Origin of the sequence: Streptomyces sp. NPDC090445, assembly GCF_044769385.1 — a bacterium.
Lineage (GTDB): Bacteria > Actinomycetota > Actinomycetes > Streptomycetales > Streptomycetaceae > Streptomyces.
The window spans coordinates 22,743-34,026 of the sequence record NZ_JBIVXV010000049.1 but is presented as its reverse complement, the minus strand read 5'-3'; the positions used below and the strand labels follow the sequence as shown (position 1 = coordinate 34,026).

11 protein-coding genes are annotated in these 11,284 nt (G+C 74.2%); 3 read left to right on the top strand and 8 right to left on the bottom strand.

What is annotated here, in order from left to right; all coding sequences use genetic code 11:
* Positions 1–145: 145 nt before the first annotated feature.
* Positions 146–1,723 (bottom strand): ABC transporter permease, encoded by a 1,578-nt coding sequence (locus ACIQUT_RS39230; RefSeq protein ID WP_403570408.1) that lies wholly within the window; start codon positions 1,721–1,723, stop codon positions 146–148.
* On the bottom strand, positions 1,720–2,643 hold the full coding sequence (locus tag ACIQUT_RS39225; RefSeq protein WP_403570407.1) for an ATP-binding cassette domain-containing protein: 924 nt from the start codon (positions 2,641–2,643) through the stop codon (positions 1,720–1,722). Before ACIQUT_RS39225 ends, ACIQUT_RS39230 begins: the two co-directional genes overlap by 4 nt.
* Before the next feature lie 75 nt (positions 2,644–2,718).
* Here ACIQUT_RS39225 and ACIQUT_RS39220 point away from each other — a divergent pair, with 75 nt between their 5' ends.
* Complete coding sequence (locus ACIQUT_RS39220) at positions 2,719–3,273, top strand: GbsR/MarR family transcriptional regulator (RefSeq protein WP_403570410.1); 555 nt, start codon at positions 2,719–2,721, stop codon at positions 3,271–3,273.
* A gap of 31 nt (positions 3,274–3,304) precedes the next feature.
* On the opposite strand, the gene ACIQUT_RS39215 is transcribed toward ACIQUT_RS39220, so the two are convergent.
* Positions 3,305–4,138, bottom strand: a complete 834-nt coding sequence (locus ACIQUT_RS39215) for a diacylglycerol kinase (RefSeq protein ID WP_403570405.1) — start codon at positions 4,136–4,138, stop codon at positions 3,305–3,307.
* Positions 4,139–4,322: 184 nt separating this feature from the next.
* Here ACIQUT_RS39215 and ACIQUT_RS39210 point away from each other — a divergent pair, with 184 nt between their 5' ends.
* Positions 4,323–5,606 (top strand): adenylosuccinate synthase, encoded by a 1,284-nt coding sequence (locus ACIQUT_RS39210; RefSeq protein ID WP_403570403.1) that lies wholly within the window; start codon positions 4,323–4,325, stop codon positions 5,604–5,606.
* Between the two features lie 91 nt (positions 5,607–5,697).
* Here ACIQUT_RS39210 and ACIQUT_RS39205 read toward each other — a convergent pair whose 3' ends face one another.
* The gene (locus ACIQUT_RS39205) at positions 5,698–6,297 is read right to left on the bottom strand and encodes a TetR/AcrR family transcriptional regulator (RefSeq protein WP_403570401.1); all 600 of its coding nucleotides are present in this window, start codon (positions 6,295–6,297) and stop codon (positions 5,698–5,700) included.
* A 102-nt stretch (positions 6,298–6,399) separates the two neighbouring features.
* On the opposite strand from ACIQUT_RS39205, the gene wrbA reads away from it, so the two are divergent.
* Entirely contained in the window at positions 6,400–6,996 is a 597-nt protein-coding gene (wrbA, locus tag ACIQUT_RS39200; protein ID WP_403570400.1) for an NAD(P)H:quinone oxidoreductase, read from the top strand.
* A 122-nt stretch (positions 6,997–7,118) separates the two neighbouring features.
* On the opposite strand, the gene ACIQUT_RS39195 is transcribed toward wrbA, so the two are convergent.
* From ACIQUT_RS39195 to ACIQUT_RS39180, 4 genes are all read right to left on the bottom strand, one after another.
* Positions 7,119–8,018 carry an alpha/beta hydrolase family protein gene (locus ACIQUT_RS39195; protein WP_403570399.1) on the bottom strand — a complete coding sequence of 300 codons (900 nt, stop codon included), beginning with the start codon at positions 8,016–8,018 and terminating at the stop codon, positions 7,119–7,121.
* Positions 8,019–8,278: 260 nt separating this feature from the next.
* Positions 8,279–9,535 carry a kynureninase gene (gene kynU / locus ACIQUT_RS39190; protein WP_403570397.1) on the bottom strand — a complete coding sequence of 419 codons (1,257 nt, stop codon included), beginning with the start codon at positions 9,533–9,535 and terminating at the stop codon, positions 8,279–8,281.
* On the bottom strand, positions 9,528–10,373 hold the full coding sequence (locus ACIQUT_RS39185) for a tryptophan 2,3-dioxygenase family protein (RefSeq protein WP_403570395.1): 846 nt from the start codon (positions 10,371–10,373) through the stop codon (positions 9,528–9,530). The genes kynU and ACIQUT_RS39185 overlap by 8 nt, the downstream gene beginning before the upstream one ends.
* A 298-nt stretch (positions 10,374–10,671) precedes the next feature.
* Positions 10,672–11,088, bottom strand: a complete 417-nt coding sequence (locus ACIQUT_RS39180; protein WP_403570394.1) for a DUF3151 domain-containing protein — start codon at positions 11,086–11,088, stop codon at positions 10,672–10,674.
* Between the last annotated feature and the right edge of the window lie 196 nt (positions 11,089–11,284).

Below are 11,284 nucleotides of genomic sequence, written 5' to 3'. Positions count from 1 at the left end.
GGGGGGTGCTGGAGTTGGTGGTGGGCGGGCTGACCGGTGCCGGGGCCGTGTGCGGCGGCCCGTCCGGGCGGGCGCCGACGGCCCCCGCGCGGTACGCGGGGGCCGTCGGCGCGGTCCGGTTCAGGTCAGGTCAGGTCAGGTCAGGTCAAACAGTGAGGTCGCGGCGGCGGAGGGCGGTGAGGCCCGCCGCGAGGAGGGCCGCCGCCAGGCCGGTCATGGCCAGCAGCGGTGTCCAGGCCAGGGCCTGTGCGCCCGGGAGCTTCGGCAGGTGGGCGAAGGGGGAGAGGTCCAGGACGGCCTGCGGAAGGTTCAGGGCGGGGCCGATCCAGCCGAGCAGCAGGGCGGCTCCGGCCATCCCCCAGGCGCCCGCGGCGTACTTCGGGGCGGCGCCGTGCAGCAGGGCCGCCAGGGCGCCGATCACCCACACCGCCGGGAGCTGGGCGAGGGCGGCGCCGGCCGCCGCGGCCACGTCCCGGCCGTGCCCGAGGCCCAGGCCGAGCCCGCCGAGCAGCAGGATCAGCGCGGACCCGCCGAAGGCCACGGCCAGGTGGCCGCCGGCCCAGCGCAGCCGCCCGACGGGGGCGGCGAGCAGCGGTTCGGCGCGCTGCCCGGTCTCCTCGCCGGCCAGCCGGAGCACCGCGGAGACGATGTAGAGGGCGGCGACCATGCCGAGCATGCCGGCCATGGCGGCGAGGAAGGCGTCGGCGAGTGCGCTCTGCCCTCCCATGCGCTGGATGATCTCGCGGGTCCGCGCGTTGTCGCCGACGAGCTGGGTGGCGCCGTCCGTGATGGACCCGAAGACGGCGCCCGCCGCGAGGAATCCGAGGCTCCAGCCCGCCAGGCTGCCCCGCTGCAGCCGCCAGGCCAGCGCGCCGGCGCTGCCGATCCGGCCTTCGGCGGGCCCGGGCCGGGCCGGGAGGAAGCTCATGCCGATGTCTCGGCGTCCGGCGAGTGCGTACGCGGCCGCCACCAGCAGCGCGGCCGCCGCGGCGAACAGGCCGAGCACCCACCAGCGTTCGCCGGCGAAGGCCCGTACGTGCTCCAGCCAGCCCAGCGGCGAGGCCCAGGTCAGCGCGCTCTCCCCGGCGGTGCTGCCGGCGTCGCCGGCGGCGCGCAGTACGAACGCGGTGCCGATCAGCGCCCCGGCGAGGCCCTTCGCGAGCCGTGCGCTCTCGGTGAGCTGTGCGGTGATGGCGGCGATGCCGGCGAAGAGCATGCCGGTGGCGCCGATGCCCAGTCCGAGCGCGAGTGCCCCGGCTGCGCCGTGCGCGCCGGCCAGGCCGCCGGCCACCAGCAGGGCGGCGGCCGCGTTGGCGGTCAGGGCGGCCAGGAGTGCGGCCGTGAGCGGGGCGCGGCGGCCCACCATGGCGGCGGACAGCAGTTCCTGGCGGCCCGTCTCCTCTTCCTCGCGGGTGTGCCGGATGACGACGGCGAGGCTCATGATGCCGGCGAGCACCCCGGCGAAGACCCCGCCGCGCCAGGCGGTGAGGGCGCCGAGCGAGTCCCCGAAGACGGGCCCGTACAGGGCGCGCAGCGAGCCGTTGGTGTTCATGGCGGCGGCGAGCCGGGCCCGGTCGGCCTCGGTCGCGTACGCCGATTCCAGGGAGGCGGGCAGGCTCAGCACCATCAGGGCGACGACCAGCACCCACACCGGCACCATGACCCGGTCGCGGCGCAGTGCGAGCCTCAGCAGGCCCGCGGTTCCGGCGAGTTGGTTCTTCATCGCGCTGCGCCCGCCTTGGCCGCTGCCTTCGCGTGCGCGTCGTCCGCGTAGTGGCGCAGGAAGAGTTCTTCGAGGGTGGGCGGGGTCGCGGTCAGCGACCGCACCCCGGAGGCGGCGAGGGAGCGCAGGACGGCGTCCAGCTTGTCGGTGTCGGCCTGCAGGCGGATCCGCTGCCCCTGTACCTCGACGTCGTGGATGCCGGGCAGCTGCGCGAGGCCGTTCGGCGGGCCGGCAAGTTCGGCGCTGATCGACGTACGGGTGAGGTGGCGCAGCTCGGCGAGGGTGCCGGTCTCCACGGTGCGGCCCTTGCGGATGATGCTGACGCGGTCGCAGAGGGCTTCGACCTCGCTGAGGATGTGCGAGCTGAGCAGGACGGTGCGGCCGGCGGCGCGGGCCTCGGCGACGCAGCTCTGGAAGACCTCTTCCATCAGCGGGTCGAGGCCGGAGGTGGGTTCGTCGAGGACGAGCAGCTCGGCGTTGGAGGCGAAGGCGGCGACGAGTGCCACCTTCTGCCGGTTGCCCTTGGAGTACGTGCGCCCCTTCTTGGCGGGGTCGAGCTCGAAGCGGTCGATCAGCCCGTCGCGGCGGGCCCGGTCGAGTCCTCCGCGCAGCCGCCCGTAGAGGTCGATGACCTCGCCGCCGGAGAGGTTGCGCCACAGGGTGACGTCGCCGGGGACGTAGGCGACGCGGCGGTGGAGCTCCACGGCGTCGGCCCACGGGTCGCCGCCGAGCAGCTCGGCGGTTCCGGAGTCGGCGCGCAGCAGGCCCAGCAGGACGCGGATGGTGGTGGACTTGCCGGCGCCGTTGGGGCCGAGGAAGCCGTGGACCTCGCCGGTGGCGACGGAGAGGTCGAGTCCGTCCAGAGCACGGGTGCGGCCGAACGCCTTGTGGAGTCCGGCGACGCTGATTGCCTTCGTCATGTTTCTGAACGTACGCTACTTTCACAAACTTGTGAAGCTCGGGAACCGCGTAAAATCCGGAGGGTGGCGAAGCAGATGGATGCAGCGAAGAAGCAGCAGGACAGCCGGGGCGAGCGGGACAGCCGGGACGAGCCGGACGGGCGGGACGGGCGGGACGCACGCGACACCGGGGCGGTCTCCCGCTTCGTGGAGCGCTTCGCGGCCCAGCTGGCCGAAGCGGGCATGCAGCGCATGGCGGCCCGCGTCTTCGCGCAGCTGCTGGCCAGCGACAGCGGCGCGATGACCTCGGCCGAGCTGAGCGAGGCCCTGCAGATCAGCCCGGCGGCGGTGTCGGGCGCGGTGTCGTACCTGACGCAGGTCAACATGGTCAGCCGCGAACGCGAGCCGGGCTCCCGCCGCGACCGGTACGTCCTGCACAACGAGCTCTGGTACGAGACCTTCACCCGCCGCGACCAGGTCCTGCCCCTGTGGGAGAAGACCCTGCGCGAGGGCGCGGCCGGCCTCGGCGCCGAGAGCCCCGCCGGGGCGCGGATCGCCGAGACGGCGGCGTTCTTCGAGTTCCTGCAGCAGGAGCTGCTGGGAATGATGGACCGCTGGCGCACCCACCGCGCCACCCTCGACCTGCCCTGACCCGAGCGGGCGGGGGAGGCGGCCCCGCAGGTCAGCGCGGGAGGATGACCCCCCACGCCGCCGGCTGCAGGGTCCACGTGCGGCGGCGCACCGGCCCCGCGACCGCCTCGTCGGCCCGGTACCGGAAGTCCGACCCGGCCACGGTGACGACCCGGGCCCGGGCCCCGACCGCGGTCCCGCCCACCCGGACGACGACCTCCGCGAGCCCGCCCCGGCCCGCCTCCAGCGACAGGTCCTCGACCGGCCGGTCCAGGTCGGCCAGGACCACCCCGTCGGCCTCCACCCGCAGCCGGTGGCCGCCGCCGGCCCCGCCCCGCGCGGGCGCCGACGGCGGCGGCCCGACCAGGGTGCGGACCAGCGAGCGGTACGCGCTGCGCACCGAGGGCCCCGCCGGGCGCGGCACGGACGGCCGAACGGGTGGAATCCGCAGGCCCCCCAGGACCACCCCGTCGCTGTCGTCCACCAGCAGGTCCCGCATGCCGACGACCCCGTCCAGGGCGGCCCGCGCCGCGGACACCGCCGACAGCGGAACTCCCAGCGTCCTCACCAGCCCCAGTGACCCTGCCTGCCCCACCGGGATGACGGAGACGGCGCCGGCCGCGCCCTCGCCGAGCGCGCGCTCCCGGTGCAGCAGCCCCACGGCCCGCACCAGCGCCCGGTCGTCGCCGACGATCACGGGCCGCCGATGGCCCCGGCGGGCGAGGGCCCGCGCGAACTCCTCCGGTGAATCCGGGAGGCAGACCTTCGCCGCCGCTCCCGCCGACAGAACATCCCTCGCGATCCGCACGGACTCGCCGTCGAGACGGCGGGCGACCGGGTCGACGAGCACGAGCAGGCCGCCGACCGGCGCGCCCGCAGGGCTCATGGTGGGCTCCGGAGCCGACACCTCGGTCCTTCCTCGGGTAGCATCTTTGTGCAAGAGGCCCTTGCGCTATTGCGCCAGGGCCTTCGTCTATTCCGGGGTACCGGTCCGACGGCCCAGCCTGCGGTGTACATCGTCGTACGCCCCCTGGCCTTGGACATGCCCCATCCGGAAGAGGTGTACGCCTGTGCCCGCTCTTGTGCTGCTCGGAGCTCAGTGGGGTGACGAGGGCAAGGGAAAGGCCACCGACCTGCTCGGTGGATCCGTTGACTACGTGGTGCGCTACCAGGGCGGCAACAACGCCGGCCACACGGTCGTCGTAGGCGACCAGAAGTACGCGCTGCACCTTCTCCCTTCCGGCATCCTGTCCCCCGGATGCACCCCGGTCATCGGCAACGGCGTCGTCGTCGACCCGTCCGTGCTCCTCTCCGAGCTGCGTGGGCTCAATGAGCGCGGCATCGACACGTCCAAGCTGCTGATCAGCGGAAACGCCCACCTGATCACGCCGTACAACGTGACCCTCGACAAGGTCGGCGAGCGCTTCCTCGGCAAGCGCAAGATCGGCACCACCGGCCGCGGCATCGGCCCGACCTACGCGGACAAGATCAACCGCGTCGGCATCCGCGTCCAGGACCTGTACGACGAGTCGATCCTCACCCAGAAGGTCGAGGCGGCGCTGGAGAACAAGAACCAGCTGCTCGCCAAGCTGTACAACCGCCGCGCGATCGAGGCCGCCGCGATCGTGGAGGAGATGCTCCAGTACGCGGACCAGATCAAGCCGTACGTCGCCGACACCACGCTGATCCTGAACAACGCGCTCGACGAGAACAAGGTCGTGCTGTTCGAGGGCGGCCAGGGCACCCTGCTCGACGTCGACCACGGCACGTACCCCTTCGTGACCTCGTCGAACCCGACCGCGGGCGGCGCGTGCACCGGTACGGGCGTCGGCCCGACCAAGATCAGCCGGGTCATCGGCATCCTCAAGGCGTACACCACCCGTGTCGGCGCCGGCCCGTTCCCGACGGAGCTGTTCGACCAGGACGGCGAGGACCTGCGCCGCATCGGCGGCGAGCGCGGTGTCACCACCGGCCGCGACCGCCGCTGCGGCTGGTTCGACGCCCCGATCGCCCGCTACGCGACCCGCGTGAACGGCCTGACGGACTTCTTCCTCACCAAGCTGGACGTGCTGACCGGCTGGGAGGAGATCCCGGTCTGCGTCGCGTACGAGATCGACGGCAAGCGCGTCGAGGAGCTCCCGTACTCGCAGACGGACTTCCACCACGCGAAGCCGATCTACGAGAACCTGCCGGGCTGGTCCGAGGACATCACCAAGGCCAAGACCTTCTCCGACCTGCCGAAGAACGCGCAGGCCTACGTGAAGGCCCTGGAGGAGATGTCGGGCGCCCCGATCTCCGCGATCGGCGTCGGCCCGGGCCGCACCGAGACGATCGAGATCAACTCGTTCCTGTAAGGACGGTCCGACACCCGTCCGGAAGGGGGCGGTGCGCCGAACGGCGCGCCGCCCCCTTCCGCGTACCCGCCGGCGGATCCCCGGGCGCCGGTCAGACCGCGCGCAGCAGGACGTCGATGCCCGCCTTGATCCGGTCCACCGGCACTTCCCGGTCCACCGCCAGGTGCTCGAACAGGCTCGGCACGAACGGGGCGAGCAGCAGGTGCGCCAGGACCGGCGCGTCCACCCCCGGCCGGGACTGCCGGAGCAGCATGGCCACGTGCGTGTGCATGGTCAGGTAGGCGCCGCTGCGGTACCGCGCACCCGGCGACGCCGCCTCGGCGGCGCCCATCACCGCCCGGCAGCCGGCCAGCCGCTCGGCCAGCGTGTACAGGAACGCCCGCAGCCGCTCCTCGGGCGGCGCCTCGGGCCCCAGCGGCGGCGGGCCGCCGAGGAAGGCCTCCTGGAAGCGCCGCTCGTCGTCGTCGAGCAGGGCGAGCAGCAGCTGGCCGACGTCCCCGAAGCGCCGGTAGACCGTGCCGACCCCCATCCCCGCGGCGTGCGCGACGGCGTTCATGGTGACGGCGTCCGGCCCCTGTTCGGCGATCAGGCGGGCGGCCGCGTCCAGGATCTTCCGCCGGTTGCGGGCGGCGTCCGCGCGCTCCGGCGGGGCCTGGCCCGAGACGGGGAGTTCGATGCGGCTGCGGCTCATACCCCGAGGCTACCGGACGCCCCTTGCCAAACGGATTGGTATCCGTTTAACTCTGAACCACCGAACGAACCGGATTTTGATCCACTTAGGCAGGGAACCGTCATGAGCGCCAAGGTCGCCGTCATCTACTACTCCTCCACCGGGAACGTCCACGCGCTCGCGAAGGCGGTCGCCGAAGGCGCCGAGAAGGCCGGCGCCGAGGTACGGCTCCGCCGGGTGCCCGAGCTCGCCCCCGACGCCGCCATCGACTCCAACCCGGCCTGGCGCCGGCACGTCGAGGACACCCGGGACGTCGAGGTCGCCACCCTGGACGACCTCGCCTGGGCCAACGCCTACGCCATCGGCTCGCCGACCCGGTACGGCAACATCTCGGGCCAGCTGAAGCAGTTCCTCGACACCACGGGCGGCCTCTGGCAGCAGGGCGTCCTCGCCGACAAGCCGGCCACCGGCTTCACCAGCGCCCACAACGCCCACGGCGGCAACGAGTCCACGCTGCTCGCCCTCTACAACACCTTCCACCACTGGGGCTCGATCATCGTCGCGCCCGGCTTCACCAACCCGGCCGTCTTCGAGGCCGGCGGCAACCCGTACGGCACCTCGCACCCGGCGAGCAGCGGCGAGGTCAGCGAGGCGACCCTGACGGCCGCCCGCTACCAGGGCGAGCGCCTCGCGACGATCGCGGCGCGCCTGGCGGTCTGAACCTCCTCGGATCGAGCACCCCGGGCCGGGGCACGCCCGGCCCGGGCGTCCTCGGCCCGGGACGGCACGGGGCGGGTCTGGCCCGGGACGGCGCGGGGCGGGTCTGGCCCGGGACGGCACGGCTACCAGGCGAGTTGTGAGATCTCCTCGGCGACCACCGCGCAGGCGTCGGCCGCCGGGTCGATCAGCGGGAAGTGGCCGACCCCGTCCAGCAGGGTCAGGCCGACCGTCTCCCCCGCCTTCGCCGCCGCGGCCACGTACGACTCGGCGACCTCCGCCGGGACGACGATGTCCTCCCGGCCCTGCACCACGGTCGTGGCGATCCCGGTCGGCAGCAGCGCCGCCGGGTCCGCGTACGGGAGCCGCTCCGCCCAGTGCGCCTCCCCGCCCAGCAGCTGCGCCGACGCGCCGCCGCACACGAAGAGCTTCTCCGCCACCTCGAAGTCCGCGATGGGGGCCAGCGCCACGACACCGCGCAGCACCGGCGGGGCCGGCAGCCGCCAGCCCGCCGGGGCGCCGGCCGGCAGGACATGCCGGGCGGCGGCCCACAGCGCGAGGTGGCCGCCGGCGGAATGGCCGGTGAGGACCGTACGGCGCAGGTCGGCCTGCGGAAGGTGGGCGGCGGCCAGCCCGGGCAGGGCGTCCATCGCCGCGGCCACGTCGTCGAAGGTTTCCGGCCAGCGGCCGGCGACCGGCCCGGCGTTCTGGTGCGGCAGCGAACTCCCGCGCCGGTACTCGACGCTGGCCACGGCGAAACCGCGCCGCGCCAGGAAGTCGGCCAGCGGTGACACGTGCTCCCGGTCGTACGGGGCCCGCCAGGCGCCGCCGTGCAGCAGCACGACCAGGGGAGCGGAGCCGGGCGCACCCGCGCCCGCACCGCCGCCGGCGGCGCGCGGGGCGTAGAAGTCGACGACGTGGTCCGGGTGGTCCCCGTACGCGGCCGACGCGTCCGGGGCGACCGGCGGGTGGGAGAAGGCCGAGGCGGCCTCGGCGGCGTCCCGTTCGACTGCGGGGTCCGTCATCGGCTCAACCTCTCGGTAACGCGTGGGACTGGTCTTCCGGCCACCGGAGTTCCGCAGCCCGGCAGCCCCGTTCCGCGGCGGCGGTTCCGGGCTCCGGGTCCTTCGATCCGGCAGAGCCGGACCGTATCAGGCCGGAACAAGCCTGTCCCCGGAGGTTTTTGTCACGTACCCCGGCACGCATGGAAACGGACCGGGGCGGGCAGGGATCACCGCCCCGCCCGCCCCGTGCTGTGACGTTTCGCTCCCGGGTCGCCCCGACGTCACCCGAAGATGTGACCCAGCGTCCGGGCCGCGCGCTCCGCGTCCGCGAAGCCCACGTACAGCGGGGTGAACCCGAACCGCAGGACGTCCGGGGCCCGGAAGTCGCCGATCACCCCGCGGGAGATCAGCTCGTCCATCACCGCGCGTGCGTTCTCCGTGCGCAGCGACACCTGGCTGCCGCGCTCCCCGTGCGGCAGCGGCGTCACCGGCTCGACCTTCCCCGCCGGGACGTACGCGGCCACGCACTCCAGGAAGAAGTCGGTCAGCGCCAGGGACTTGGCCCGTACGGCCGCCACGTCCACCCCGTCCCAGGCGTCGAGCGCCGCCTCCAGGGCCAGCATCGACAGGATGTCCGGGGTGCCGACCCGGCCGCGGACCGCGCCCGCGGCCGGGGTGTAGCCCGGGGTCATCGCGAAGGGCTCCGCGTGGCCGTTCCAGCCGGGCAGCGGGGAGTCGAAGGCGGCCTGGTGGCGTTCGGCGATGTAGAGGTACGCCGGCGAACCGGGGCCGCCGTTGAGGTACTTGTACGTGCAGCCCACCGCGAGGTCGACGCCGTGCTCGTCGAGGCCGACCGGCAGGGCGCCGGCCGAGTGGCACAGGTCCCAGACGATGACCGCGCCCGCGGCGTGCGCCGCCCGGGTGAGGCCGGGCAGGTCGTGGAGCCGGCCGCCGCGGTAGTCGACGTGGTTGAGCAGGACGACGGCCGTGTCCTGCCCCCGCTCGCGCAGCACCGCGGCCGCGTCGGACGGGTCCACCGGGACGACGGTCAGGCCGGCGAGCCGGGCCGCCGACTCGGCGATGTAGCCGTCGGTGGGGAACGTGGTCGCGTCGACGAGCAGCTCGGTGCGGCCGGGCTCCGCCAGGCGGGCGGCGCCGACCAGCGCCTTGAACAGGTTGACGCTGGTGGAGTCGCCGACGACGACCTGGCCGGGGGCCGCGCCGACGAGCGGGGCGATCCGGTCGCCGATCCGCTCGGGGGCGGTCCACCAGGTGCCGCTGCTCCAGGAGCGGATCAGCTCGGTGCCCCACTCCTGCGTGACGACCTCGGCCACGCGGGCGGCGACGCCTGCGGGGAGCGCGCCGAGCGAGTTGCCGTCGAGGTAGACGACGCCCTCGGGGAGGGTGAAGCGCTCGCGGAGCTTGCCCAGCTCGTCGGCGGCGTCGAGCTGCGCGGCGCGCGCGGCCAGGTCCGAGGCGGCGTCCGCGGGGGCGGTCCCGGCGGTGGTGTCGACCGTGGTGTCGAGGGCGTCAGACATGGCTGCGCGCCGTCCACAGCTCGGGGAACACGTTCTTCGCGGCGCGCTTCTCCAGCCAGGTCACCCCGGCGGAGCCGCCCGTGCCGGTCTTCGCGCCCATCGCGCGGCGGGTGGCGACGAGGTGGTCGTTGCGCCAGCGCCAGACGAGCTCCGCGACGTCCGTGAGGGCCTCGCCGAGCCGGTGCAGGTCCGGGTGCAGGTCGGGGTCCTCGTACAGGGCGGTCCAGACGGCCTCGACCTCGGCCGAGGGCTCGTAGCGCTGCGCGAGGTCGCGGTCGAGGACGGACTGCGGGACGGGCAGGCCGCGGCGGGCGAGCAGGCGCAGCACCTCGTCGTAGAGGCTGGGCTCGTGCAGGGCCTTCTCCAGCTCCCCGTGGACGCGCGGGGCGCCGCGGTGCGGGACGAGCATGGAGGCCGACTTCTCGCCGAGCAGAAACTCCATCCGGCGGTACATCGCCGACTGGAAGCCGGAGCCCTCGCCGAGGGCGGCGCGGTACGAGTTGAACTGGCCGGGGGTGAGCTGGGCGAGCGGGCGCCAGGAGGCGTTGAGGGCCTCCAGCTCGCGGAGGGATCGTTTCAGCGCGTCCATCGCGACGGGGATCCGGTCCTCGCGGAGGGCCTTCGCGGCCGTCTCCCACTCGTGGACGATGACCGTGAACCACAGCTCCATGACCTGGGTGGTGACCAGGAAGACCATCTCGCCCGGATCGTCCGAACGAAGGTGCTGGAGGTGGGTGAGGACGTCCGCCTGGACGTAGTCCTCGTACGGGGTCGTGCCGGCGAAGTCGAGGTTCGGGGTGTCCGAACCGGCTCCGGAGGCATCAAGGGTGTTCGACATCGCTGTCTCCTCGACACGTGCTTCCGGGTAGCGGTCCGCTCCTTCCGATTGGGTGTGTGGAGCCCCGGTCCCCTGCCCGCATCATAGGACCGCTTCCCGGCCGCCTTCCAATGGCCAGTGACGGGCGTCACAGACACGTTTCGGACACAAGGGCGTGAGAAACGGGAGCTCCGGCAGGGGCAGGAGGGCCGGGAGGGGCCTCGGGGGCGGGTGGACGGCCGGCCGCGGACCGGCCGGCCGTGCACCCGTACGCGTGCGTGCCGCCGGGCAGGGCGGCAGGTCAGGCGGGTCAGGCGGGTCAGGCGGCGCCGAGGACGTCCGCGGCCGTCTCGGAGGAGTCGCGCAGGAAGGTCGTGCAGCGCTCGTACTCCTCCTTCTCGCCGATCGCCCCGGCCGCGCGGGCCAGCGCGTGCAGGGCGCGCAGGAAACCGCGGTTCGGCTCGTGCTCCCACGGGACCGGGCCGTGGCCCTTCCAGCCGGCGCGGCGCAGCGCGTCCAGGCCGCGGTGGTAGCCCGTACGGGCGTACGCGTACGCCTCGACGGTGCGGCCGGCGGCGAAGGCCTCCTCGGAGAGGACCGCCCAGGCGAGGGAGGAGGTGGGGTGCGCGGCGGCCACCTCGACGGCGGGCGTGCCCGCGGCGATCGCCGCGCGGCCCGGCTCGTCGGGGAGGTGGGTGGGGGCCGGGCCCCCGAGCAGGTTCTGGTGAATGGACATGGTCCAAGTCTGGGGCATCCGGCCCGGGATGCCGGGCCCCTCCCCCGGTGTCGCGGCCCCCGCCGCCCGGTGGTGGCGGGGCCACCACGAGGGCGCCCGCGGACGCCCGATGGTGGGCGCCCCACCACCCGGCGGCCCAGTCAGGTGCCCGGCGCACCTCCCCCGGAACGGGGCCCCGGGCGGACGGTAGGAGGGC